The 22,627-nt window shown below is 64.0% G+C and carries 25 protein-coding genes; 9 read left to right on the top strand and 16 right to left on the bottom strand.

What is annotated here, in order from left to right:
- Nucleotides 1–3: 3 nt before the first annotated feature.
- The 6 genes from IB235_RS15860 to IB235_RS15835 form a co-directional block, all read right to left on the bottom strand.
- Nucleotides 4–1,344: a branched-chain amino acid ABC transporter permease gene (locus tag IB235_RS15860; protein WP_192337491.1), complete on the bottom strand. Its 1,341-nt coding sequence runs from the start codon at nucleotides 1,342–1,344 to the stop codon at nucleotides 4–6.
- A 12-nt stretch (nucleotides 1,345–1,356) separates the two neighbouring features.
- Entirely contained in the window at nucleotides 1,357–2,358 is a 1,002-nt protein-coding gene (locus IB235_RS15855; protein ID WP_192337490.1) for a branched-chain amino acid ABC transporter permease, read from the bottom strand.
- Nucleotide 2,359: 1 nt separating this feature from the next.
- Nucleotides 2,360–3,070 carry an ABC transporter ATP-binding protein gene (locus IB235_RS15850; RefSeq protein WP_155040867.1) on the bottom strand — a complete coding sequence of 237 codons (711 nt, stop codon included), beginning with the start codon at nucleotides 3,068–3,070 and terminating at the stop codon, nucleotides 2,360–2,362.
- Nucleotides 3,067–3,948 carry an ABC transporter ATP-binding protein gene (locus IB235_RS15845; RefSeq protein ID WP_192337489.1) on the bottom strand — a complete coding sequence of 294 codons (882 nt, stop codon included), beginning with the start codon at nucleotides 3,946–3,948 and terminating at the stop codon, nucleotides 3,067–3,069. The genes IB235_RS15850 and IB235_RS15845 overlap by 4 nt, the downstream gene beginning before the upstream one ends.
- Before the next feature lie 111 nt (nucleotides 3,949–4,059).
- Nucleotides 4,060–5,244, bottom strand: coding sequence for an ABC transporter substrate-binding protein (locus tag IB235_RS15840; protein WP_155040869.1), 1,185 nt, complete (start codon nucleotides 5,242–5,244; stop codon nucleotides 4,060–4,062).
- A 132-nt stretch (nucleotides 5,245–5,376) separates the two neighbouring features.
- Nucleotides 5,377–6,384: a GlxA family transcriptional regulator gene (locus IB235_RS15835; RefSeq protein WP_192337521.1), complete on the bottom strand. Its 1,008-nt coding sequence runs from the start codon at nucleotides 6,382–6,384 to the stop codon at nucleotides 5,377–5,379.
- 117 nt (nucleotides 6,385–6,501) lie between these two features.
- On the opposite strand from IB235_RS15835, the gene IB235_RS15830 reads away from it, so the two are divergent.
- A complete protein-coding gene (locus tag IB235_RS15830) occupies nucleotides 6,502–7,902 on the top strand; it encodes a class II 3-deoxy-7-phosphoheptulonate synthase (protein WP_192337488.1) in 1,401 nt (466 codons plus the stop codon).
- A 47-nt stretch (nucleotides 7,903–7,949) separates the two neighbouring features.
- Here the strand turns inward: IB235_RS15830 and IB235_RS15825 are convergent, their stop codons facing one another.
- A complete protein-coding gene (locus tag IB235_RS15825; protein ID WP_192337487.1) occupies nucleotides 7,950–8,717 on the bottom strand; it encodes a PAS domain-containing protein in 768 nt (255 codons plus the stop codon).
- 205 nt (nucleotides 8,718–8,922) lie between these two features.
- On the opposite strand from IB235_RS15825, the gene gmk reads away from it, so the two are divergent.
- The 3 genes from gmk to IB235_RS15810 are packed head-to-tail and all read left to right on the top strand — an operon-like array spanning nucleotide 8,923 to nucleotide 11,128.
- A complete protein-coding gene (gene gmk / locus IB235_RS15820) occupies nucleotides 8,923–9,555 on the top strand; it encodes a guanylate kinase (RefSeq protein WP_155040872.1) in 633 nt (210 codons plus the stop codon).
- Complete coding sequence (locus IB235_RS15815; protein ID WP_192337486.1) at nucleotides 9,552–10,079, top strand: gamma carbonic anhydrase family protein; 528 nt, start codon at nucleotides 9,552–9,554, stop codon at nucleotides 10,077–10,079. The genes gmk and IB235_RS15815 overlap by 4 nt, the downstream gene beginning before the upstream one ends.
- Nucleotides 10,076–11,128, top strand: a complete 1,053-nt coding sequence (locus IB235_RS15810) for an ATP-binding protein (protein ID WP_192337485.1) — start codon at nucleotides 10,076–10,078, stop codon at nucleotides 11,126–11,128. Before IB235_RS15815 ends, IB235_RS15810 begins: the two co-directional genes overlap by 4 nt.
- Nucleotides 11,129–11,208: 80 nt before the next feature.
- On the opposite strand, the gene purF is transcribed toward IB235_RS15810, so the two are convergent.
- The 6 genes from purF to IB235_RS15780 all read right to left on the bottom strand — a co-directional run bounded on the left by purF (nucleotide 11,209) and on the right by IB235_RS15780 (nucleotide 17,091).
- Nucleotides 11,209–12,711, bottom strand: coding sequence for an amidophosphoribosyltransferase (gene purF / locus IB235_RS15805; RefSeq protein ID WP_155040922.1), 1,503 nt, complete (start codon nucleotides 12,709–12,711; stop codon nucleotides 11,209–11,211).
- Between the two features lie 140 nt (nucleotides 12,712–12,851).
- Nucleotides 12,852–13,481 carry a CvpA family protein gene (locus tag IB235_RS15800; protein WP_155040875.1) on the bottom strand — a complete coding sequence of 210 codons (630 nt, stop codon included), beginning with the start codon at nucleotides 13,479–13,481 and terminating at the stop codon, nucleotides 12,852–12,854.
- Between the two features lie 42 nt (nucleotides 13,482–13,523).
- Nucleotides 13,524–14,888, bottom strand: coding sequence for a DNA repair protein RadA (radA, locus tag IB235_RS15795; RefSeq protein ID WP_155040876.1), 1,365 nt, complete (start codon nucleotides 14,886–14,888; stop codon nucleotides 13,524–13,526).
- 102 nt (nucleotides 14,889–14,990) lie between these two features.
- A complete protein-coding gene (locus tag IB235_RS15790; RefSeq protein ID WP_192337484.1) occupies nucleotides 14,991–16,175 on the bottom strand; it encodes a UbiH/UbiF family hydroxylase in 1,185 nt (394 codons plus the stop codon).
- Between the two features lie 4 nt (nucleotides 16,176–16,179).
- Nucleotides 16,180–16,380: a hypothetical protein gene (locus IB235_RS15785; protein WP_155040878.1), complete on the bottom strand. Its 201-nt coding sequence runs from the start codon at nucleotides 16,378–16,380 to the stop codon at nucleotides 16,180–16,182.
- Nucleotides 16,381–16,404: 24 nt separating this feature from the next.
- A complete protein-coding gene (locus IB235_RS15780; protein ID WP_192337483.1) occupies nucleotides 16,405–17,091 on the bottom strand; it encodes a pyrimidine 5'-nucleotidase in 687 nt (228 codons plus the stop codon).
- Nucleotides 17,092–17,156: 65 nt separating this feature from the next.
- Here IB235_RS15780 and IB235_RS15775 point away from each other — a divergent pair, with 65 nt between their 5' ends.
- From IB235_RS15775 to IB235_RS15765, 3 genes are read left to right on the top strand one after another with little or no spacing between them, the layout of a single operon-like run.
- Nucleotides 17,157–17,798: a GntR family transcriptional regulator gene (locus IB235_RS15775; RefSeq protein ID WP_192337482.1), complete on the top strand. Its 642-nt coding sequence runs from the start codon at nucleotides 17,157–17,159 to the stop codon at nucleotides 17,796–17,798.
- A complete protein-coding gene (locus IB235_RS15770; RefSeq protein WP_192337481.1) occupies nucleotides 17,795–18,421 on the top strand; it encodes a DNA-3-methyladenine glycosylase in 627 nt (208 codons plus the stop codon). Before IB235_RS15775 ends, IB235_RS15770 begins: the two co-directional genes overlap by 4 nt.
- A complete protein-coding gene (locus IB235_RS15765; protein ID WP_192337480.1) occupies nucleotides 18,418–19,077 on the top strand; it encodes an alpha/beta hydrolase in 660 nt (219 codons plus the stop codon). Before IB235_RS15770 ends, IB235_RS15765 begins: the two co-directional genes overlap by 4 nt.
- 158 nt (nucleotides 19,078–19,235) lie before the next feature.
- On the opposite strand, the gene IB235_RS15760 is transcribed toward IB235_RS15765, so the two are convergent.
- Complete coding sequence (locus IB235_RS15760; protein ID WP_192337479.1) at nucleotides 19,236–19,697, bottom strand: VOC family protein; 462 nt, start codon at nucleotides 19,695–19,697, stop codon at nucleotides 19,236–19,238.
- Between the two features lie 477 nt (nucleotides 19,698–20,174).
- Here IB235_RS15760 and IB235_RS15755 point away from each other — a divergent pair, with 477 nt between their 5' ends.
- Nucleotides 20,175–20,744 carry an HNH endonuclease gene (locus tag IB235_RS15755; RefSeq protein ID WP_155040884.1) on the top strand — a complete coding sequence of 190 codons (570 nt, stop codon included), beginning with the start codon at nucleotides 20,175–20,177 and terminating at the stop codon, nucleotides 20,742–20,744.
- Nucleotides 20,741–21,136: a GtrA family protein gene (locus IB235_RS15750; RefSeq protein ID WP_192337478.1), complete on the top strand. Its 396-nt coding sequence runs from the start codon at nucleotides 20,741–20,743 to the stop codon at nucleotides 21,134–21,136. The genes IB235_RS15755 and IB235_RS15750 overlap by 4 nt, the downstream gene beginning before the upstream one ends.
- On the opposite strand, the gene IB235_RS15745 is transcribed toward IB235_RS15750, so the two are convergent.
- Nucleotides 21,098–22,189 carry a glycosyltransferase family 2 protein gene (locus IB235_RS15745; protein WP_225612367.1) on the bottom strand — a complete coding sequence of 364 codons (1,092 nt, stop codon included), beginning with the start codon at nucleotides 22,187–22,189 and terminating at the stop codon, nucleotides 21,098–21,100. The genes IB235_RS15750 and IB235_RS15745 overlap by 39 nt on opposite strands.
- A 179-nt stretch (nucleotides 22,190–22,368) precedes the next feature.
- Nucleotides 22,369–22,530 (bottom strand): hypothetical protein, encoded by a 162-nt coding sequence (locus tag IB235_RS15740; RefSeq protein WP_170297700.1) that lies wholly within the window; start codon nucleotides 22,528–22,530, stop codon nucleotides 22,369–22,371.
- Nucleotides 22,531–22,627: the final 97 nt, after the last annotated feature.

Here is a 22,627-nt window from a genome sequence, read left to right as displayed (position 1 = left end):
GGGTCATTTCTCGGGAACCAGCCCGCGCGGCGCAAAGCGCAGCACCAGCAGCAGCACCAGCCCCATCGCGACAAAGCGCATATGCGGCGCGCTTTCCAGCAGATGCGTGCGCAACGCGCCATCGGGCAGCGGCGCTGTCAGCAGGCTCATCAGCTCGGGGCCCCAGACCTCGGCCTTGATCCACAGGAACCAGATCAGCACCGCGCCCAGAACCGAGCCCCAGTTGTTGCCCGAACCGCCGACGATCACCATGACCCAGACAAGGAAGGTGTAGCGCAGCGGGTTGAAGCTGCCGGGGGACAGCAGCCCGTCCAGCGTCACCATCATCGCCCCGGCAAGCCCGATCACCGCCGAGCCGATGACAAAGATCTGCAGATGCCGACCCTTGATGTTCTTGCCCATGGCGCTTGCGGCAGTCTCATTGTCGCGGATCGCGCGCATCATCCGGCCCCAGGGCGATTTCAGCGCCAGCTCCGCCAGCAGGATCAGCACCAGCAGCACCAGCCCGAACAACCCGGCATACATCAGCTTGACCCAGATCCCCGAGGCGGTGGCGATATCCACGCCCCAATGCGCCGCCTTGGCGACGAAGTCGGGATCGCTTTGCAGATCCAGCTCATAGGGAACCGGACGCGGGATGCCGGACATGTTCTTGACGCCGCGCGCCAGCCATTCCTCGTTGCGCAGGACGGCGACGATGATCTCGCCGATGCCCAGGGTCGCGATCGCCAGATAGTCGGAACGCAGCCCCAGCGCGACCTTGCCGATGCCCCATGCGGCGGCGGCGGCCAGCGCCGCGCCGACCGGCCATGCCAGCAGCACCGGCAGGCCAAGCCCGCCGATATTCCCGGCCGAGGCGGCATTGTTCGCCTCGATCGCCATGACGGCGGGATCGAAAAGATAGCGGTACAGCACAAAGCCGACCAGCAGCACCAGCGGCATGACAAAGAAGCTGATCGGCGCGGCGACCCGCTTCCAGACCTGCGTCGCCAGCGCCAGCGTGCCGAGACCGACGACCAGCGCCACGATCACACGCATCCCGCCTGCGGCCCAGGCGCCCTGAACGGGCGGGGTCGAGACCAGCACCGGCCCCAGCGCTCCCAGCGCAAGGAAACCGACGACGCCTGCGTTGAACAGGCCAGCATAACCCCATTGCATGTTCACTCCCAAGGCCATGACGGCCGAAATCAGCCCCATGTTCAGGATGGCCAGCGCCGAGTTCCAGCTGCCCGAGAACAGCGCGTTCCGCGTGGTTCCCTCCAGCACGAACAGTGCGACGATGATCAGGAAGATGACCGGCGCGCGCCAGCGGCTTGAGGCTTCGGCTTGACGAGTATTCGACATGTCGGCCCCTCCTTAATAGGCTTTGCCGCGGAACAGGCCGGTGGGCCGGAACAGCAGGACGATGATCAGGATGACGAAGCTGACCGCGAATTTATATTCGGTGGACAGCAGTTGCAGCAGCCCGTCGGACTGGAAGCCCAGATAGGCCGCGACCTTTTTCCATGGATAGGTCACCGCAACCTCAGAGAAGGCGACGATGAAGCCGCCAGCGACCGCGCCCAGCGGATTGCCAAGGCCACCGACGATGGCTGCAGCAAAGATCGGCAACAGAATCTGGAAATAGTTGAAAGCCTTGAAGCTTTTGTCGAGGCCATAAAGCGTGCCGGCCGTCACCGCCAAGGCGGTGGCGATGATCCAGGTCAGGCGCACGACGCGCTCCGGATCGATCCCCGACAGCAGCGCCAGATCCTCATTGTCGGCATAGGCGCGCATGGCCTTCCCGGCGCGTGAGCGGTTCAGGAAGCGGAACAGCGCCCAGCAGGCCAAAGCTGTGACGACAAAGGTGATGACCTGACTGACGCGCAGGGCCAGGCCCTCGTTCAGGCCGGTCCAGGTCTTGAAGTCCTGCACCGCGATCAGGAAGCGCGCGCCGTCGTCAAAGCGGATCTCGTCCACACCGATCAGCAGGCGCGTCACCCCGTTCATCACGAACATGACCCCGACCGAGGCCATGACCAGAATGATCGGCTCGGACTTTTTCTTGCGATAGAAACGATAGACCACGCGGTCGGTGCCCAGCACAAAGGCCGAGCACAGCGCGATCCCGATCGGCAGCGCCAGTAGCGCGGTCGGCAGCGGGCCAAGGCTGAGGCCAAGCGCTTGCAGACCCCAGGTAACAATGATCACCAGCGCGGTGCCAAAGGCCATGGTGTCGCCATGGGCGAAGTTGGAAAAGCGCAGGATGCCATAGATCAGCGTCACCCCCAGCGCGCCAAGCGCCAGCTGTGCGCCGTAAGCGGCGGCGGGGATCACGACGAAGTTGAGCAGGGCCACAATGGCGTTCAGAAAGTCCATGTCAGCCCCCAAGGAACGTGCGGCGAACCTCGGGATCGGCCATCAGGGCCTTGCCAGAGTCGGTATAGCGGTTCGCGCCCTGCACCAGAACATAGCCGATATCGGCGATCTCAAGTGCCTGACGGGCGTTCTGTTCGACCATCAGGATCGAGATGCCGGTGCGCGCGACCTCGATGATGCGGTCAAACAGCTCGTCCATGACGATGGGGCTGACGCCCGCCGTCGGTTCGTCCAGCATCAGCAGGCGCGGTTTCGTCATCAGCGCGCGGCCGACGGCGACCTGCTGACGCTGGCCGCCCGAAAGCTCGCCCGCATTCTGGCGGCGCTTGTCGGCGACGGCGGGGAACAGATGATAGACCTGTTCCATCGTCTCGCGGTAATCGTCGCCGCGAATATAGGCGCCCATTTCCAGATTTTCCTCGACCGTCATGGTCGGGAAGATGTTATGGGTCTGGGGCACAAAACCCATGCCCTTGTGGACACGTTCCTGCGGGGTCAGGCGGGTGATGTCCTCGCCTCCCAGCGTCACCGCGCCTTCGCGCAGGTTCAGCATCCCAAAGACGGCCTTCATCGCGGTGGATTTGCCAGCGCCGTTCGGGCCGACGATCACGGCGATCTGGCCCTGATCCACGGTCAGCGTGCAGCCGTTCAGGATGTCGGCCTTGCCGTAGCCACCGCGCATGGCGGTGGCGGAAAGATAGGGCTGGCTCATCGGATATCCCCCGCGGGCTTGCCGTCGCCGCCATGTCCGGCCTCGGCCCCAAGGCCGGGCTGCGCGCCGTGGCTTTCGCCAAAACTGGCTTCCTCGGCGATCTCGGCGGCGACCTTGTTCTTCAGGCCGGTGCCCAGATAGGCCTCGATCACGGCTTCGTTCTGCATGATGCTGGATGCATTGCCCTGCGCCAGCACCTTGCCCTGCGCCATGACGATCACCGGGTCGCACAGGCGGCCGATGAAATCCATGTCATGTTCGATGACGCAGAAGGTATAGCCGCGCTCTTTGTTCAGGCGGACGATGGCATCGCCGATCGTGCCCAGAAGCGTGCGGTTCACGCCCGCGCCGACCTCATCAAGAAAGACGATCTTGGCATCGACCATCATCGTGCGGCCCAGCTCAAGAAGCTTTTTCTGCCCGCCCGAGAGATTGCCCGCCTTTTCGTCGGCGACATGGGAAATCGTCAGGAATTCAAGGACCTCGTCCGCCTTCTTGCGAAGCGCGCGCTCATCCTCGCGGATGCGGCCACGGCGGAACCAGGTATTGACAAGGGACTCACCCGCCTGACCGCCCGGAACCATCATCAGGTTCTCGCGCACGGTCATCGAGGAGAATTCATGGGCCAGCTGGAAGGTGCGCAGCAGACCCTTGTGGAACAGCTGATGCGGCGCAAGGCCGGTGATGTCTTCGCCATCCATGACGACGCGGCCGGAAGTCGGCGGCAGAACGCCTGCGATGACGTTGAAAAGCGTGGATTTACCTGCGCCGTTCGGACCGATCAGGCCGGTAATGGAACCGGTCTCGATCGTCAGGCTGGCACCGTCAACGGCGCGAAACCCTCCGAAATGGCGGTGCAGGTCATGGACCTGGATCATGTTTCTCCCCAGACTTCGCTGTTTCCGCGAAGATTATTGCCCCAAGAGGGGTAGTTATAACAGGCAAAAGGCCCGGATTGAATCCGGGCCCCCCGCAACTTGTGAGGTCGATCAGCGGAACCCGATGACGTTCAGCTTGCCGCCCTTGAAATCGACTTCGCGGTAGACACCGGCGCTTTCGCCCGGCTCGACCAGTTCAACCGAGGTCGCGCCGACATAATCGACATCTTGCCCTGCGGCAATCAGTTCCAGCGCCTTGGCCAGTTCGCCCGGATAGATCTTTTCGCCCGGAGCGTTGGCGACTTCCATCACCTTGTCCTTGTAGACCTTGGCGTCGGACGACTTGGCAGCCTGCATGGCCAGCATGATCAGCGCAGCCGAGTCATAGGATTCGCCAGCATAGGCCGAAGTGCCATCGAAGCCGCCAGCCTTGGCCAGTTCCGCGAACTTGTCATGGCCTTCACCCTCGGCCGAGGGGTTCTGGCCGAACGAGGTTTCCAGCGCGGTGCCGAATTTCTCGACCAGCGAGTTGTTGACCATGCCGTCGGGCAGCACGAAGGTCGAGAAGGCGCCGGTATCCAGCGAACCCTGGATCACGCCCGCGCCGCCCTGGTCGGCATAGCCCGCAACGACCAGCGCATCGCCGCCGGCAGCAGCCAGCGCCGCGACTTCGGCCGAATAGTCGGCCTTGCCGTCGTCATGCGCGGCGGTGATGGTCACGGCACCGCCCTTGGCTTTGTAGGAATTGGCGAAGCTGTCGGCCAGGCCCTTGCCGTAGTCGTTGTTGGTGTAGGTGATGGCGACCGATTTGATGCCTTTTTCCAGCACGATGTCGGCCATGACTTCACCCTGACGCGCATCCGAAGGCGCGGTGCGGAAGAAGAAGCCCTTGTCGTCGATGGTCGACAGCGCCGGCGAGGTGGCCGAGGGCGAGATCATCACGACGCCGTTCGGCACGCCGACTTTTTCCAGCGAGGCGATGGTCTCGCCCGAGCACATGCCGCCCATCACGCCCTTGACGCCTTCGGCGCTGACCAGACGTTCAACCGCTGCGACCGAGGCTGCCGCGTCAACGCAGGTGTTGTCGGCGACGACCGGAACGATCTTCGAGCCGTCCAGCAGCTTGCCGCTGTCCGAAACCTCTTTCATGGCCAGTTCGGCGCCCTTCTGCATCGCGGGCGAGATGGATTCCAGCGGGCCGGTCAGGCCCAGCGAAATCCCCAGCTTGATGTCTTCGGCACCCGCGGCACCCGCGAACATGGCACCGGCGACGCTGGCCAGAAGCAGTTTTTTCATTGTCAGTCTCCCTGAGCGAACTTTTGTTCTGTTGGGCAAGCTATAAGCCCCAAAGCGAAAAGAAAAGTGCGCAAAGGCGGCAGATTGGCGGTCTAAACGGACGAATTGCCGCGAAATCGGGACAGGAAATGCCTAAATTGCATTCAGCGCGGGGGTGTCGCGCAACCGATAGGGAGAACTGCCGAAACTGGCGCGGTAGCATTTGGAAAAATGCCCGACCGAGGCAAAGCCGCAGGCCAGTGCAACTTCAATCACGCTGAGTTCGGTCTGGGTCAGCAGGTTGCGCGCGCGCTCCAGCCGGATGTCCATGTAATAGCGCTTGGGCGAGCGGCCCAGATAGCGCGCGAACAGTCGCTCCAGCTGGCGCGGCGACATGTCGGCATCCAGTGCAAGGCGGGCGGGACTGATCGGGTCCTCGATATTGGCCTCCATCCGGGCCAGAACCTGCGCAAGACGCGGGTGGCGCGCCCCGATCCGGGTCGGAATCGACAGGCGCTGGTGGTCGCCCTCGGATCGGATCGAGGTATGGATCAACTGATCAGCCACGCGACCGGCCAGCTCATTGCCATGATCGCGGGCGATCTGGCGCAGCATCAGGTCGATGGCCGCCGTTCCCCCGGCGGCAGTCAGGCGGCTGCCATCCTCGACAAAGACGGTGCGGATCAGGCTGACATCAGGGAATTCCTCGGCGAATCCGTCCTGATTTTCCCAATGGATGGTGGCGCGGCGACCGTCGAGCAGCCCGGCTTCGGCCAGCACCCAGGCGCCGGTGCATAGCGCGCCCATCCGTGCGCCGCGCCGTGCCTCTCGTCTTAGCCAGCCAAGCACCGGACGGGTCGCCGCGCGGCCGATGTCGATGCCGCCGCAGACCAGAATCGTGTCCTCTCGGCGGGTGTCGGACAAGCCGCCATCCAGCATGACCCGCGTTCCGTTAGAGCAGATGGCGAAATCTCCGCCTTCGCCGACCACCCGCCATTCATAAAGGTTCTGCCCGGAAATGCGGTTTGCCAGCCGCAACGGTTCCACCGCAGCGGCAAAGGACATCATCGTAAAGCGTTCGACCAGCAGGAAATAATAGCGCCGGGCGCGTGACTGGGCGGGGGCAGGGGGCGGCGTAATGGCTGGATCTGTGTCTGGCATGATGCGCGGCATGGATTTCCAGCGCAGATCAGCAGCCATCTTGGCGGCGTGCAAGGCTTTTCAGCGCTGTCATGACGCACTATACCCCCAATGACCTTTTGTCAGGAGGACAGGATCATGGCACCGCAGAAAACCGCTACCGCAACCCAAACCTGGGACAAGCGTGGCTGGCGCGCCTATCCGCGCATCCAGATGCCTGACTATCCCGACCAAGCCGCTCTGAACGCCGTCGAGGCGCAGCTTGCGAAATTTCCCCCGCTGGTCTTTGCGGGCGAGGCGCGACGGCTGAAGGCCTCGCTGGCGGAAGTCGCGGCGGGACGCTCGTTCCTGCTGCAGGGCGGCGATTGCGCCGAAAGCTTCTCGGAATTCTCGGCCGACAATATCCGCGACACCTTCAAGGTGATGCTGCAGATGGCGATCGTGCTGACCTGGGGCGCGCAACTGCCCGTGGTCAAGGTTGGCCGCATGGCTGGTCAGTTCGCCAAGCCGCGCTCGACCGCGACCGAAACCATCGGTGCGCATGAGCTGCCCAGCTACCGCGGCGACATCATCAACGGCTTCGACTTCACGCCGGAAGCCCGCATTCCCGATCCGCAGCGGATGCTGGCGGCATACACGCAGGCTGCGGCCAGCCTGAACCTGCTGCGCGCGTTTTCGACCGGTGGCTATGCCGATATCCACCGCGTGCAAAGCTGGATCAGCGATTTCACCGGCGGCGAGGAAGCCGCGCGCTACCGCGACATCGCCGATCGCATCAGCGACGCGATGGCCTTCATGGCGGCGGCGGGCGTGACCTCGGCCACGGCGCATGGCCTTGGCACGGTCGATTTCTATACCAGCCATGAAGCCCTGCTGCTGGAATACGAAGAGGCGCTGGCCCGGATCGACTCGACCACGGGCCTGCCGGTCGCGGGCTCGGGCCACATGATCTGGATCGGCGATCGCACCCGCCAGATCGATGGCGCCCATGTCGAGTTTGCGCGCGGCGTGCAGAACCCGATCGGGCTAAAATGCGGGCCGTCGATCTCGGACAGCGACCTGAAAACGCTGATCTGGAAGCTGAACCCGGAAAACGAGCCGGGCCGCCTGACCCTGATCGCGCGCTTCGGTGCGGGTTCGGTCGGCGACCACCTGCCGCGCCTGATCAAGGCGGTGCAGGCCGAAGGTGCGAACGTGGTATGGTCCTGCGACCCGATGCACGGCAACACGATCAAATCGGCCTCGGGCTACAAGACCCGGCCCTTCGAATCGGTGCTGCGCGAGGTGCGCGAGTTCTTCGCCGTCCACCGCGACGAGGGCACGATCCCCGGCGGCGTGCATTTCGAGATGACCGGCAAGGACGTGACCGAATGCACCGGCGGCGTCCGCGCGGTCACCGATGAGGACCTGTCGGACCGCTACCACACCGCCTGCGACCCGCGCCTGAACGCCAGCCAGTCGCTGGAACTGGCCTTCCTTGTGGCCGAGGAGTTGCGCCGCCGCCGTGTGGCCGGCGCACAGCAGGCTAAGGCCAGCTGATCCGAACGAAATTGATGAAAAGGGCGGCGATGATTTCGCCGCCCTTTTCACATCAGCTTGTCGGTCTTTGCTGATCCGGGATCGTTGGTGACCAGCCGGAAGCGCGCGCGGCGTTCCTCGGGCGTGGTCGGATCGGGCACGGGTTTGGCCGTGTCGGCGCGCCAGCTTGCCGGGCTTTCGGCAAATCCGGTGATCGAGGCCGAAGGCTCAATGATATGCGCGCCGGGAATGACCGGGAACAGCGCCTCTCCGGCCAGATCGAACCGGCGCGGGGTCTGGCCGATCTCGCCTTCGCTGACAAGGCAGCCCAGGGCGCGCGTCACATCGCCCAGATCCGAGCGCAGCGGCAGCAGCAGCAGCGATCCGGCCAGCTTGGGCCGACCGTAGCTTGCCGGGGCCTCCAGCCTGATCCGGGCGATCTGTGGGCCGCGAAACACGGTTTCCAGCACATCCGACAGCCGCCCCCGCGATCCGGTATCAAACAGCGCGCAAAGCGGCATGCCCCGCACCTCCATCCCCATCAGGTCGATCAGGTGACGGCCGGCAAGGCGGAAGCGCGCGGCACCCGGCGCGATGCGCTCAAGGATGAAGGCGTAGTCCAGCGTGCGGCGGATGGCACGCGGCTCAACCTCGGCGCGGGCAGGAATGGCGCGGCCATTGCGCAGGCTGTCCCAGTAGCTGCGCAACTCATGCAGGATGTGCTCTGGCTGGGCTGTTCCGTGATCGGACAGGTGAAGCAGTTTACCCTCGCGCGGGGCGTCAAGCCCACGCACGGCATCGTCGCGGTCGTCCAAGGGACCGTGATCATCCGACATGCATATCACCCAAAAACCGAACGGAACTCGTAACACACTACGCGGCCAACTCTAGCAAGCCGCACCCCATTGCGCCGAGTGAATTATTTAGAATTGGTTAAAATCCGGGCGACGCCGGGGCGGGGGTTGACCCCGCCCCCCGCGCTGCGTCATTCAGGCCGCGCATTTCGTCTGTCCGGCCAACAATAAAAAGGAAATCGGGACCATGGATCGTAGCGGGCTTCTGATCATCCTGTCCTCGCCCTCGGGTGCGGGGAAATCGACACTGGCGCGGCGGCTGATGGAATGGGACCCGACCTTGCGCTTTTCCGTCTCGGCCACGACGCGCAAGCCGCGCCCCGGCGAGGTCGAGGGCGATCACTATTATTTCCGCGAACCGGGGGAGTTCCGCGCCATGGTTGCGGCGGGCAATATGCTGGAACATGCCGAGGTCTTCGGCAATCTCTATGGCACCCCGCGCGAACCCGTCGAAGAGGCGATGCGCGCCGGTCGTGACACGCTGTTCGATGTCGACTGGCAGGGCGGGCAGCAGATCCGCGCCTCGGCGCTGGGAAATCATGTCATCTCGATCTTCGTGCTGCCGCCCAGCCTTGCCGAGCTGGAACGCCGTCTGATCTCGCGCGGGCAGGACGCGCCCGAGGTGATCGCTGGGCGCATGCAGAAAAGCCGCGACGAGATCAGCCATTGGGCCGAATACGATTATGTCATCGTCAACGAGGACATTGACCAAAGCGCCGAGGCGCTCAAGACCATCCTGACGGCCGAGCGGCTGCGCCGCGCCCGTCAGACCGGCCTTGGGCCCTTCGTGCGCGGCCTGATGGAGGAGGAAGGCAGATGATCTGGGATCTGGACGGATTTTCGCCGCAACTGGCCGATGACGCATGGGTCGCCCCCGATGCGCAATTGATCGGCAAGGTCGTGCTGGAGGAGGGCGCCAGCGTCTGGTTCGGCGCCGTCCTGCGCGGGGATAACGAAGAAATCCGCGTCGGTCGCAATTCCAATGTGCAGGAACTGACCGTCTGCCACACCGATATCGGCCATCCGCTGACCATCGGCGCGGATTGCACCATCGGCCACCGCGCCATCCTGCATGGCTGTACCATCGGGGACGGCGTGCTGATCGGCATGGGCGCGATCATCCTGAACGGGGCAAAGATCGGCGCAGGCTCATTGATCGGCGCGGGCGCGCTGGTGACCGAAGGCAAGGAGATCCCGCCGGGATCGCTGGTCATGGGATCGCCGGGCAAGGTCGTGCGCGAGCTGGATGATGAGGCGCGGGCAAGGTTGCTCAAATCGGCCGGAGGCTACCGTGCCAATGCCGCGCGCTTCCGCGCTGGCATGACGCCTGCGGAGGGCAGATGAGCCCGGACCTGCTTGCGCAACTTCTGGCGGCGGTGCCGGTGCCGATGGCGGTGGTCGATGCCGAATCCCGGCTGATCGGTGGCAATGACGCGATGGAGTCGCTGCTGGGTCCGGTTCCGTCGGGCCGTCCCTTCGTCACCCTGTTGCGCCACCCCGAGGTGAATGCCGCCTTGGATTCCGTGCTGGCGGGCAGTCCGCGCGCCCGGCTGAACGCCACCATGCAGACCCGCAACGGCAAGGTCATGTGCGAGGTCACGGTGACGCCCATGGACCTGTCCAAGGGCCGCGCTGCGGGCATCACCATCGAGGACCGCTCGCGCGATGAGGAAACCGGCCAGATGCGCCGGGATTTCGTCGCCAATGTCAGCCATGAGCTGCGTACGCCACTGACCGCGCTGATGGGCTTTATCGAGACGCTGCGCGGCCCGGCCCGCAACGATCCGGCGGCTCAGGAACGTTTCCTGGACATCATGGGCCGCGAGGCCGGGCGGATGAACCGGCTGATCGGCGAATTGCTGTCGCTGAGCCGGGTCGAGCAGGACGAGCGTCGCCGCCCGGTCGAAAGCGTCGATCTGGCCGCGCTGCTGCGTTCGGTGGTGACGACGCTGTCGCCCTCGGCTACGGCGGCGGGGGTGCGGATTGAAGCGCAGGTGGGTGACGGGCAGGTCACGCTGCCCGGCGATGCGGATCAGCTGGTGCAGGTGTTTCACAACCTGATCGAGAATGCGGTGAAATATGGCGGCAGCGGCGGTGTCGTTCGCGTGCAATTGGAACGGCTGGAACATGAGCCGGTGCTGCGCGGCCCGGCATGGACGGTCACTGTCGAGGATGAGGGCGAGGGGATCGAGGCGCTGCATCTGCCGCGTCTGACCGAACGCTTCTACCGGGTCGATGCGCATCGCTCGCGCGAGCAGGGGGGCACGGGGCTGGGTCTTGCCATCGTCAAGCATATCGTCAACCGCCATCGTGGCCGGATGAAGATCGAAAGCGCGCGCGGCAAGGGCAGCCGATTCATGGTGATCCTGCCCGAAAGCGCCGGTCGGGCCTGAGGTTCGGGTCATGACGGAAAAAGAAAGGGCGGGGGCATCGAGCCCCCGCCCTTTCTGGTTCGGCTGTGCCGAACCGGGTCTTATTCTGCGGCGTGGCCGGTAATGGCAGCGCCCGCGGTTTCGGAATTGGCCTTCATGCGGAAGCCGCGTTCCAGCTGGTCGAAGGGTGCGACCGGATAGTCGCCCGAGAAGCAGGCATCGCAATATTGCGGGCTGCCGGTGTTGCGGCCCTGAGCCTCGCCCACGGCGCGATAGAGACCGTCGAGCGACACGAAGGCGAGGCTGTCCACCCCGATCCATTCGCGCATCTCTTCCTCGGACATGTTCGCGGCCAGCAGCTTTTCGCGGTCGGGCGTGTCGACGCCGTAGAAGCAGGGCCAAGCGGTCGGCGGGCTGGCGATCCGGAAATGCACCTCGGCCGCGCCGGCATCAAGGATCATGTCCTTGATCTTGCGCGAGGTGGTGCCGCGCACCACCGAGTCGTCGACCAGCACAACGCGCTTACCGGCGACCAGCGCGCGGTTCACGTTCAGCTTCAGGCGTACGCCCATGTTGCGGATCTGTTCGGTCGGTTCGATGAAGGTCCGGCCCATATATTGGTTGCGGATGATGCCCATGCCGAAGGGGATGCCGCTTTCATGCGCGAAACCGATCGCGGCGGGGGTGCCGCTGTCGGGAACCGCGCAGACCAGATCGGCTTCGACCGGAGCTTCGCGGGCCAGTTCCACGCCGATCTGGCGGCGGGTCTCATAGACCGAGCGGCCCTTGATGATCGAATCCGGACGCGAGAAATAGACGTGCTCGAAGATGCAGAAACGACCGGTCGAGGGACCGAAGGGGCGCGAACTTTCGATCTCGCCCTTCGAGATCACCACCATCTCGCCCGGGTCGATCTCGCGGATGAACTCGGCGCCGATGATGTCGAGCGCACAGGTTTCCGAGGACAGGACATAGCCCTCGTCGCCAACCTTGCCCAGAACCAGCGGGCGTACGCCCAGAGGGTCGCGGACGCCGATCAGCTTGGTGCGGGTCATGGCGATGACGCTGAACGCGCCTTCGACGCGGCGCAGCGCGTCCTTCATCCGCTCGGGGATGTTGCGCTGGATCGAACGCGCCATCAGGTGGATGATGCATTCGGAGTCCGAGCTGGACTGGAAGATCGAGCCGCGCTCGATCAGTTCCTTGCGCAGCGCCATGGCGTTGGTGATGTTGCCGTTATGGGCGACGGCACAGCCGCCCATCGAGAAATCACCAAAGAAGGGCTGTACGTCGCGGATCGCGGTCGCGGCCTTGGTTCCTGCGGTCGAGTAGCGGACATGGCCGATGGCCAGCGACCCCGGCAGGGTCTCCATCAGGCTTTGTTTCGTGAAATTGTCGCGCACGTAGCCGAAACGGTGGGCGCTGTTGAAGCCCTGTTCCGCGTCATGCGAGATGATGCCGCCAGCTTCCTGTCCGCGATGCTGCAAGGCATGCAGGCCGAGGGCGACGAAGTTGGCCGCATCCGCGACACCGATTACGCCAAAGACGCCGCATTCTTCATGCAAGCGGTCGTAATCGAAGGGATGGGCAAGAAATGGCTGCATCATCACCGGCTCATGGGGCTAGGGGAGGGGTATCTGGCGTGAGTGCCGCTAACATAGGGACTCGCGCGGGTGAAGTCACGCCCCGCCGGACCGGCAGGGCGCATTTTATGTCACGAGGCGGTTATATTCGCCGGGTTGTTTCAATTCGCCGGGGCGGTGCCCTCAGTGGGGGTCGCGGCGGGTGCGGGCGTCTGGGTGTTCTGGTCGACGGCTTCGGTGCTCATGCAGCCACGGACCAGTTGCTCATAGCGCGAGACGACCCATTCCGGCGCATTATGCGGGATTTGCTCGTCCATCTGGCCGGTCATGCGCTCAAAAACCTGGGCCGAGCGCGAGTTGTCGACGACGGGCAGGTCCTGTTCGGACATGACCCGGTCGTAGACGATGAAGGCGATCGCCACCAGCAGGATGCCGCGCGCCACACCGAACAGGAACCCCATGCCTTGGTCGATACCGCCAAGCGCTGAGCGCTGCACCACCGAGGAGAATAGCGGCGTGATGATCGAGAACAGCACCAGCGCCAGGGCAAAGACCGCGGCGAAACCGGCGATGGTCGACAACTCGCAGCTATCGGAAAGGAATTTGTTCAGACCGGGTATCTGGGCGATCATCGGCCGCGCCGCGGGCGCAAAGATGAAGGCCAGCACCGCCGCGCCGATCCAGCCGAGGATGGCGAGCGATTCGCGCACGAAGCCCCGTGCATAGGCAAGGATCGCCGAGAGGATGATCACGGCCGCCACGATGCCGTCGATGATGGTGAAACCGTCCATGTCACGCCCTTTTGCGGGTAGCCCCGCGATTGAGTGGCAAGCTCATCCGGCCCCGAATGTCTCGCCCACAAATTTTGTCAGATCCGGGACACGGTCCAGCCGCATCCCGCCCATGCCCTCGACCTTGGTGGAAGTAGGCAGGATTGCTCGTGAAAAACCAAGTTTTTGTGCTTCTTTCAACCTGTTTTCGGTCTGCGCGACTGGTCTTAGCGCGCCAGACAGGCTGATTTCGCCGAAAACCACGGCCTCGGGGGGCAGGGCAATATCCTCGCGCGCGCTAAGAAGGGCCGCAGCGATGGCCAAATCCGCCGCCGGTTCGTTGACGCGCATCCCCCCGGCAACATTGAGAAAAACGTCCAGACCTGCGAAAGGGATGCCGCAACGCGCCTCAAGCACCGCAAGGATGGTCGAGACCCGGCCCGAGTCCAGTCCGACGACGGTGCGTCGCGGGCTGGCCAGTGTCGAAGGTGCAACAAGGGCCTGAACTTCTGTCAGGACCGGGCGTGTGCCCTCGATGCCCGCATAGACGGCCGATCCGGCGCTGGGTTGACCGCGTTCCGACAGGAACAGCGCCGAGGGGTTCGCAACCTCGGACAAGCCGCCGCCGGTCATTTCGAAGACGCCGATTTCATCGGCCGGGCCGAAGCGGTTCTTATGGGCGCGCAGGATGCGGAACTGGTGGCCGCGCTCGCCCTCGAAATACAGGACCGTGTCGACCATGTGCTCGACGACGCGGGGACCGGCGATCTGGCCTTCTTTGGTGACATGGCCGACCAGCACGACCGAGGTGCCGCGCTTCTTGGCGAAGGTGGTCAGTTCATGCGCGGTGGCGCGGACCTGAGAGACCGAGCCCGGTGCGGCCTCGATCTGATCGGACCAGAGCGTCTGGATCGAGTCGATAATGGCAACATCGGGACGCTCGGCGTCGAGCGTGGTCAGGATGTCGCGCAGCGCGGTTTCCGCGCCAAGTCGCACCGGCGCATCGCCAAGGCCAAGGCGTTGGGCGCGCAGGCGGACCTGTGCGCTGGCTTCCTCGCCCGAGATATAGATCGCCTGCTGACCTGAACGCGCAAAGGCGGCAGCGGCCTGCAGGAGCAGAGTGGATTTCCCGATTCCCGGATCGCCGCCGACAAGGATGGCCGAGCCCGGAACCAGCCCACCGCCCAACACACGGTCGAATTCGGCGATGCCGGAATTGGCGCGTGTTGGGGGGGCTTCCTGCGTGGCGAGGCCGGAAAGCGGGATCGGCTTGCCCTTGAGCGTGCCAAGGCCGCGACCGGGCCCCTGCGAGAGCGGGGCTTCCTCGATGATCGTGTTCCATTCGCCGCAGGCTTCGCAGCGACCGGACCATTTCTTGTGGCTGGCACCGCAGGCGGTGCAGGTGAAAGCGGTAATAGGTCTTGCCATTTGTTCTGAATGGCAGATTGCGCGCGGACGCGCCACTGGGAAGCGTGGTTCACGGTGGCGCGGTCGCGGGGGGTATTTGAAAAACGAAGAAAGCCTGCGGTTCTAGCTGACCCCAAGGCCGGCGCGCATCAGAACTCGGCGGACCGGGGCCACCGCATAGAGGCTGCCGAGGGCTGCCGCCCGCAGGTCGCGCAAGGGCCGGGCAGAGATCATGCTGGTCCGGTTCAGTGCGTCGATACCGATCAGGCGGGCCAATGCCTCGGGGCGGCGGCGGCGGTTATAGGCGTCAAGCGAGGCGCGGCTGCCGGGACTGCCCGATGACAGCTCGATCAGGGCCGCGAGATCGGCGACGCTCATGTTCAGCCCCTGCGCGCCAATCGGCGGGACGACATGGGCGGCCTCGGCGATCAAGGCGGTGCGGGGGCCAGTGAAGTTGTCGGCGATCTGACTGATGATCGGCCATTCGGTCAGTCGGGTGGCCTGAGTCAGATGGCCAAGAACACCGGCCGAGCGGCGGTTCAGTTCAGCGGAAAACTCCTCGGGAGGAAGGGCGCGCAGGCGGGCGGTTTCGGGGCCGCGCTCCATCCAGACCACCGCCGAGGAGGGCTTGCCGTCGCGGTCGGGCAGGGGAACCAGCGTGAAGGGGCCGCCCGAACGGTGGATCTCGGTCGAGATATTGTCATGGGGGCGGTCATGAGTGACGGCGAAGGCCAGAGCCTTTTGCCCATAGCGCAGGGTGCGTGTGCCGATTCCTAGCGCCTGGCGCACCGGCGAATTGCGTCCGTCGGCACCGATGACCAGATCGGCGCGGAGGCGCTTGCCGTCCGTCAACGTGACCAGCGCTTCATTTTCGCGCGCGATCAGGCCAGCGGTTCCGGTGCCGGGCAGAAAGCGGACATTCTGCAGCGTGGCCAGCCGGGCCGAGATCTCGCGTTTCAGCAGCCAGTTCGGCAGATTCCACCCAAAGGGCTGGTCCGAAATTTCAGCCGCGTCGAAATCGCGGGTCAGGCGGGCTTGCGACATCTTTCCGCCCGCGTCGATGATGCGCATGACCTGCAAGGGCGTCGCATGCGGGGCGAGGCGTTCCCACAGCCCGGCGGCGGATAGGACCGCGATCGACGGATGCAGGAATGCCGTGCTGCGCAGGTCCGAGCCTTCGGCCGCCTCATCGGTGATGGGCGGGGCGGGGTCAACGCAAGTGACCTGATGCCCGGCGCTGCCAAAGGCTGCCGCTGCGATCAGCCCGGCAATGCCGCCGCCCGAAACGAGGATCTCGGTCCGTTCCATCAGTTCAGAAGCCTGCCGCATAGGCGATGAGCACGCCAAAGACCGTGACTGTTCCGGCAAGCCCGATCATGGCAAGCGCGGGCAGGCCCCAGATCGCGGTCGTGACAACGGCGAAAACGACCAGAGCCAGCGCGAACATCAGCAGCTTGGCTGCGGTCCGGGCTTCCTGACGGGCTTCAATGGGATCAACGTGTGTGGCGGCCATGACGCGTCTCCTGTTCGGGTTCGCTTAATTCTGTCCCTGACGCTGCGTTTCGGCAAGGGAGCGCAGGAAGGCGGTCAGGTCCATGGTGTGGTGTTGGACGTGCGCGCCGTGGTCATGAGCAGGTGCAAACTGGTCGGGACCGCTGCGACCCTTGCCGACCAGAACCGTGCGCATGCCCAGTGAATGCGGGGTTTCAAGGTTGCGGGGCTCGTCCTCGAACATGGCGGCGGTGGCAGGGTCGAAACCCGATGCCTGCATCACTGCGGCATAAGCGCGCGGGTCGGGTTTGGGCAGGAAGCCGGTGGTGTCGATGCCGTGGACCTCATCGAATACGGTCAGGCCTCGGCCCTCCAGCACGCGGGCGGCGTATTCGGTGTCGCCATTGGTATGCACGATCTTGCGCCCCGGCAGGTCCGAGATCAGCGCGGCAAGATCGGGGTCCGGCGTCAGATGGGAGAAGTCGATGTCATGGACCTCGCGCAGATAGGGCATCGGGTCGATCGCATGTTCGGCCATCAGACCGGACAGTGTCGTGCCATGCTCGCGCCAGTAATGGTCGCGCAGGCGGCTGGCCTCGGCCTCGGGGACGCGCAGCTCGCGCATGACATAGGTGGTCATGCGACGCTCGATCTGATCGAAAAGCCGCATCTCGGGCGCGTAAAGCGTGTTGTCCAGATCGAAGATCCAGGTGGTCACATGATGAAAATCCATATGCGCTGCCTAAGCCCGCAGCAGGGCGCTTGCAATCCCGCGCGCGAAACAGGATCGTGCGCCGCATGAAAGACGCCTATTCCCTGATCCTTTCCGCCATCGACAACGGCATCTATCGCCCCGGCGACCGGCTGGTCGAATCCGAGCTGGCCGAGCGTTTCGGCGTCTCGCGGACCCCGGTACGCGAAGCGCTGCAGCGGCTGGAAACCCAGTCCATGCTGAAGCGCGACGGGCGCAGCCTGATCGTGGCCACTCTGGATCACAACCAGTTGGCCGAGCTGTATACCGTCCGCGCCGAGCTTGAGGCGCTGGCCGCGCGCCTTGCCGCCCGCCATGCCACGCCCGAGGAAATCCGGGTGCTGGCCGGAATGGTCGATGAGGATCACAAGATCCTTGGCGATCCGCAGGCGCTGTCGCGTGCCAATCGGCGCTTTCACCATCAGATCCATCTGGCCTCGCACAACCGCTATCTCGTGCAGCAGCTGGACCTTGTGCATCGCAGCATGGCCTTGATGGCGCGCACGACGCTGGCGGCAAAGGGGCGCGACACGGTGACGCTGGACGAGCATCAGGAGATCGTCGATGCGATCACCGTCCGCGATGAGGCCCGTGCCGAGGCTGCCTTGCGCCGCCATATCTCGATGGCGTTCGAGACACGTCTGAAGGAAGAGGCCCGGCTGACCAGCGAGAGCAGCCCCGACGCATGATTCGGGTGATTCGCGGCCCGGCGGATCTGGACGAGGGCGCTGCCCATCTGGCGCGGGTCTGCCCGGTCTGGGCGCGGGTGCTGCCTCAGCTTGGCCCCTTGCCGCTGCGGCGCTGGGACGAAGGATTCGCGTCAATCCGCGATGCCGTGGTGTCGCAGCAGATTTCGACCCATGCCGCCAGTGCCATCGTCGCACGCATGGTCGCGGCCGGGTTGGGCGATGAGGCAGGCATTGCGGCAGCCAGCGATGAGGACCTGCGCGCGACCGGCCTGTCGCGGTCCAAGATCCGCTACCTGCGCGGCATCGCCGGGGCGGGACTGGACTGGCCCGGCCTGCGCGATCTTTCCGACGAAGACGCCATTGCCGCGTTGACTTCCTTGCCGGGGATCGGGCGCTGGACCGCTGAAATCTATCTGAAATTCGCGTTGGGGCGGGCGGATGTCTTTGCCGCCGCCGATCTGGCCTTGGCCGAGGCGGCGCGGCTGCTTTACGACCTGCCGGAACGGCCGGGGCCGCGGGCGCTGGTCGAACTGGCCGAACCGTGGCGACCATGGCGCGCGGTTGCGGCACGCGGGCTCTGGGCCTATTACCGGCTGGCAAAAGGACGCGAGGGGGTCAGATGACGCGGGAACTCAATGCAAAACGGACGGGACCGGCCAAGGCGGATTCGGTGGTTGTCTTCCTGCATGGCTATGGTGCGGATGGGGCCGACCTGCTGGGTCTGGCCGATCCGATGCAGCCGCATCTGCCGCGCACGGCATTTTATGCCCCCGATGCGCCGGAACGTTGCATCAACAATCCGATGGGGTTCCAATGGTTCCCGATCCCGTGGATGGACGGCTCGACGCCCGAACAGGCACGCGCCTCGGCCGAAGAATCATTCCGCGACATCAATGCCTTCCTTGATAAAGTTCTGAAAAACGAAGGTCTTGCGCCGTCGCGTCTGGCGCTGGTTGGTTTCTCGCAAGGTACGATGATGTCGCTGGAAGTCGCGCCACGCCGCGACGCGGAACTGGCGGGCGTTGTCGGCTTTTCGGGTCGGCTTCTGGACCCCGAGGCGCTGGCCCGCGATGTGAAATCCCGCCCGCCGATCCTGCTGGCACATGGCGATCAGGACCCGGTCGTGCCTTTCGAAAGCATGGCGCTGGCTGCCGATGCGCTGGCCGGGGCTGGTTTCTCGGTCCGGACCCATGTGATGAAACGCACGCCGCACGGGATTTCGCCCGATGGGTTGTCGGTCGCATTAGCTTTCCTGAGAGAGCGGTTTTCCGCGGGGTAACTTCATATCGCGCATAATTGCCCTTGAAGTCGCAGGGTCGGGGATTACCTTGGAATCAGTTAGCGAGGAGATTTTGCGATGAATCTGATCCTGATGGCCCTGACCGCTGTCCTTCCTGCCGGGATGCTTCTGGCAATGGCGATGCGTCGGCCGCAAGCTCAGAAAGTCGTGGTACGCGCCCGCCGCTGATCCACCCGCATCAGGCTCCATATCCGGGGTTCGGCCAATTCGATGGAATTGCCTGCCGGGTCCCGGAAATAAATCGATCTTCCCCCCTGCGGCCAGACGAAATCGGCCTCGATCCTGATGCCTGCGGCCTGCAGATGCTGCCGCCACGCATCCATCTGTGCATCCTCGACGCCAATGCAGAAGTGACCCTCGCCCTCGGCGCCATGCGGTGGAACGGGCACGGGTGATCCCGCAGCCGGCGGTCTGCGGGTTGCGTCCGGATTGAAGACCAGCAGGATCTGTTCCCCACATTGGAAAAACGCATGCCGATCGGGCTGATAGCCGATCCGGGGCAGGCCCATGACCTCAGTCCAGAACACCGACGCACGATCAAGATCGCGCGCATAAAGCGCGGTCTCCAGCGTGCCGATCAGGCTGGGTGGGTTCGCCATGCCCCGATCCTGACATTGAGGTGACCGGAAAGCCAGCACCGCTTGATTGGAAGCAATGACCCTTGCCGCGGTTCACATCTGGCAAAACTTGCCGTGGCGCATGAGGGATTTGGCGGACATCGCCTGTCACGTCGATGTCACGCATCGGGGTTAATGATTTGGCAGGACATATATTGAGGGTATTGTCTGACCGCGGTCACGATATATAGTTGTCCGCAAGACGTTCCGATGAATTACCCTGCACAGATAAGGCAGAGGGCCGATGCTGGACGACCTTGGAAAACTCAGGATGGTTCCCTTGCGCGAGTGGCGAGACTCGCGTCAAAGTCCGGGCTTCCCCCTTCCCGCGGTGGGAAAGGGCTACGAATCCATAGGCGTATACCCCAAGTTTCCACAAGATTTCCCAAGGCGCGTGATTACCACGCGCCTTTTTCATTTCGCTCAGGACGGCGCGCGCCCCCGGCCCGGAGGTAACGCATGAACCTGCCGCTTCAGAACCTTCGGACGCTGATCCTGAACGCGGACATGCAGCCGCTCAGCTATGCACCGCTGTCGGTCTGCACCTGGCAGCAGGCGATCGTGTCGGTGTTTCAGGACCGGGTCGTGCAGGTGAAGGCCTATGACGATATCCAGATCCGCACCGCTGCCCGCGAATACGACGTTCCCGCCGTCATCGCGCTGAAGACCTTTCGCAAGCGCAAGCATGTCGCCTTTACCCGCTACAATGTGTTTCTGCGCGATGAATTCCGCTGCCAGTATTGCGGAAAGCGCTATCCGGCCCGCGACCTGACCTTTGACCACATTGTGCCGCGCAGCAAAGGCGGACAATCGAACTGGCTGAACATCGTCTCCTGCTGCAGCAAGGACAATCTACGCAAAGGCAACAAGACCCCCGAGCAGGCCGGGCTGAAGCTGCTGCGTCCGCCCTTTGCCCCGACCTCGTATCAGCTTGATGCGGCAGCCATGCGCCTGCCGGGCGCGGCGGACCAGTTGCACCAGACCTGGATGGACTTTCTGTACTGGGATGCCGAGCTGGAAAACCGGTGATTGCACAACTGAAACGATATGGCGTCTTTGCCGGAGGCTCTGCCTTTGGAGCGGTGGTCGATTACGTCGTGACCCTGCTGGCGGTGCGCGCCTTGGGCATATCACCCGAAACGGCGCTGGCGCTGGCCATGGTTTTCAGCGCGACGGCGGTGTTTTTCTGGCATGAGCATCTGACCTTCGGATCGAAGGGCCAGCCGGGCCTGTCGCGCCGCTACATCCTGTTCATGCTGTGGAGCGTGGTCGTCTGGGGCATGCGTGCAGGAATGCTGTTCCTGTTCCGTATGGCGGGCATGCCGCTATATGCTGCGCTGGCCTTGGCGATCGGCATTGCCTCGGTCGTCAATTACATCCTGTCATCGCGCGCGATTTTCCGCACCACCCATCAGCGGTAACACGGTTTCTCCCGCAGCTTGCGGACGCGGTTGGACATCCACGGGCAGCACCGGCGGGATGCCGTAAAGGAAGGCGTCGCGATCCTTGCGGCGGGATGCGCCGGCCTCGGACCAGTGGATGTCGTCGACCAGAAACAGCGGGCGGCGCTTGGTTTCGTTGAAGATGCGGCCCAGATATTCGCCGATCACCCCCAAGGCGATCAGTTGCACGCCGCCCAGCAGCAGGATGGTCAGGAACAGCGTCGGGAAACCCTGCACGTCCTCGCCGATCAGCAGGGTGCGGATCAGGTAATAGGCACCGCCACCAAAGGCGAAAAGCGCGATCAGGAAGCCCAGATAGGTGGTCAGCCGCAGCGGAACCGTGGTGAATGAGGTGATCCCCTCGATCGAGAGGTTCAGAAGCTGGGCGTATTTCCACTTGCTCGTGCCCGAGAAGCGCGGCTCGCGCACGTAATCGACCGCGCAGGATTTGAAGCCGACCCAGGCGAACAGGCCCTTCATGAAGCGATGCGCCTCGGGCAGGCGCAGCAGAGCGGACACCGCACGGCGGCTCATCAGCCGGAAATCCCCGACATTGGCGGGCAAGGGGACCGGGCCAAGGCGGCGCATGACGCGGTAAAAACCATGCGCCGTGGTCTTTTTCAGCCAGCTGTCGCCCTGTCTTTCGATCCGGCGGCCATAGACCACATCATAGCCTTCGCGGTAGCGCTCAAGGAATGTCGGGATCAGCGCGGGCGGGTCTTGCAGATCGGCGTCGATGGCGATGACGGCATCGCCGGTGGCGTGGCACAACCCGGCGGTCAGCGCGATTTCTTTGCCGAAATTGCGGCTGAAATTGACCACGGTGATATTGTGCTCGGCCTCGGCCAGTTCGTGCATCAGTGCAAGCGTCCCGTCGCGGCTGCCATCATTGACGAAGACGATCTCATAGGGCTGGCCTGCGCCGCGCATGACCTGCCCGATGCGTTGCACGAATTCCCGCAGGCCGTCCTCTTCATTGAAGCAGGGGCAGACGATGGAAACAAGGGTCAGGGGAGGCACGGTCTGGGACATGACTTGGACTGAACTTTCCTTGATTCGAAAAGAGTTGTCGCGATTCACATTGCAGAGACTGCTGAACTATGGGTCCATTCTGGCGATGATGAGGCGGTGAAGGAACCTGTCCTTTTTGCCATCGTTTCGCTGGTCGCACGCGCGTTCAGGCCGTGCGCAGGGCAGGCCATATGGCCCCTCTAGTGGTCCACGCGCACGACCAGATGCACGATGGCGGCTGCGCTAAGCGCGATCAGTCCCGAAACGTAAAGCGGCACACCGATCGCGGTTACCAGCCAGATGGTCAGGCCCGCGGCCAGAATCACGGCAAGAAGCAGGATCAGGAAATGCGGAAGCGGCATGTCGACCTCCTATAGGTCGATTATGTGACTGAACGGCGTGAAGGAAAAGACCTTCGTGCCTGACGAATGCGTCAATCGTGATGTTCTTGATATGTTC

This window comes from Paracoccus sp. PAR01 (assembly GCF_014851995.1).
GTDB classification, from domain to species: domain Bacteria; phylum Pseudomonadota; class Alphaproteobacteria; order Rhodobacterales; family Rhodobacteraceae; genus Paracoccus; species Paracoccus litorisediminis.
Note: the sequence above shows the minus strand (reverse complement) of the source record. Positions and strands in the feature narration are given on the sequence as shown.

Excerpts from the sequence above, each read along its gene's own strand:
- radA (WP_155040876.1), bottom strand. The coding sequence starts at position 14,888 with ATGGCAAGACCTATTACCGCTTTCACCTGCACCGCCTGCGGTGCCAGC.
- IB235_RS15740 (WP_170297700.1), bottom strand. The coding sequence starts at position 22,530 with ATGCCGCTTCCGCATTTCCTGATCCTGCTTCTTGCCGTGATTCTGGCC.
- IB235_RS15785 (WP_155040878.1), bottom strand. The coding sequence starts at position 16,380 with ATGGCCGCCACACACGTTGATCCCATTGAAGCCCGTCAGGAAGCCCGG.
- IB235_RS15760 (WP_192337479.1), bottom strand. The coding sequence starts at position 19,697 with ATGGCGAACCCACCCAGCCTGATCGGCACGCTGGAGACCGCGCTTTAT.
- gmk (WP_155040872.1), top strand. The coding sequence starts at position 8,923 with ATGGATCGTAGCGGGCTTCTGATCATCCTGTCCTCGCCCTCGGGTGCG.
- IB235_RS15800 (WP_155040875.1), bottom strand. The coding sequence starts at position 13,481 with ATGGACGGTTTCACCATCATCGACGGCATCGTGGCGGCCGTGATCATC.
- IB235_RS15850 (WP_155040867.1), bottom strand. The coding sequence starts at position 3,070 with ATGAGCCAGCCCTATCTTTCCGCCACCGCCATGCGCGGTGGCTACGGC.
- IB235_RS15745 (WP_225612367.1), bottom strand. The coding sequence starts at position 22,189 with ATGTCCCAGACCGTGCCTCCCCTGACCCTTGTTTCCATCGTCTGCCCC.
- IB235_RS15855 (WP_192337490.1), bottom strand. The coding sequence starts at position 2,358 with ATGGACTTTCTGAACGCCATTGTGGCCCTGCTCAACTTCGTCGTGATC.
- IB235_RS15830 (WP_192337488.1), top strand. The coding sequence starts at position 6,502 with ATGGCACCGCAGAAAACCGCTACCGCAACCCAAACCTGGGACAAGCGT.
- IB235_RS15815 (WP_192337486.1), top strand. The coding sequence starts at position 9,552 with ATGATCTGGGATCTGGACGGATTTTCGCCGCAACTGGCCGATGACGCA.
- IB235_RS15765 (WP_192337480.1), top strand. The coding sequence starts at position 18,418 with ATGACGCGGGAACTCAATGCAAAACGGACGGGACCGGCCAAGGCGGAT.
- IB235_RS15780 (WP_192337483.1), bottom strand. The coding sequence starts at position 17,091 with ATGGATTTTCATCATGTGACCACCTGGATCTTCGATCTGGACAACACG.
- IB235_RS15835 (WP_192337521.1), bottom strand. The coding sequence starts at position 6,384 with ATGCCAGACACAGATCCAGCCATTACGCCGCCCCCTGCCCCCGCCCAG.
- IB235_RS15755 (WP_155040884.1), top strand. The coding sequence starts at position 20,175 with ATGAACCTGCCGCTTCAGAACCTTCGGACGCTGATCCTGAACGCGGAC.
- IB235_RS15840 (WP_155040869.1), bottom strand. The coding sequence starts at position 5,244 with ATGAAAAAACTGCTTCTGGCCAGCGTCGCCGGTGCCATGTTCGCGGGT.
- IB235_RS15775 (WP_192337482.1), top strand. The coding sequence starts at position 17,157 with ATGAAAGACGCCTATTCCCTGATCCTTTCCGCCATCGACAACGGCATC.
- IB235_RS15790 (WP_192337484.1), bottom strand. The coding sequence starts at position 16,175 with ATGGAACGGACCGAGATCCTCGTTTCGGGCGGCGGCATTGCCGGGCTG.
- IB235_RS15860 (WP_192337491.1), bottom strand. The coding sequence starts at position 1,344 with ATGTCGAATACTCGTCAAGCCGAAGCCTCAAGCCGCTGGCGCGCGCCG.
- IB235_RS15770 (WP_192337481.1), top strand. The coding sequence starts at position 17,795 with ATGATTCGGGTGATTCGCGGCCCGGCGGATCTGGACGAGGGCGCTGCC.
- IB235_RS15845 (WP_192337489.1), bottom strand. The coding sequence starts at position 3,948 with ATGATCCAGGTCCATGACCTGCACCGCCATTTCGGAGGGTTTCGCGCC.
- IB235_RS15825 (WP_192337487.1), bottom strand. The coding sequence starts at position 8,717 with ATGTCGGATGATCACGGTCCCTTGGACGACCGCGACGATGCCGTGCGT.
- purF (WP_155040922.1), bottom strand. The coding sequence starts at position 12,711 with ATGCAGCCATTTCTTGCCCATCCCTTCGATTACGACCGCTTGCATGAA.
- IB235_RS15810 (WP_192337485.1), top strand. The coding sequence starts at position 10,076 with ATGAGCCCGGACCTGCTTGCGCAACTTCTGGCGGCGGTGCCGGTGCCG.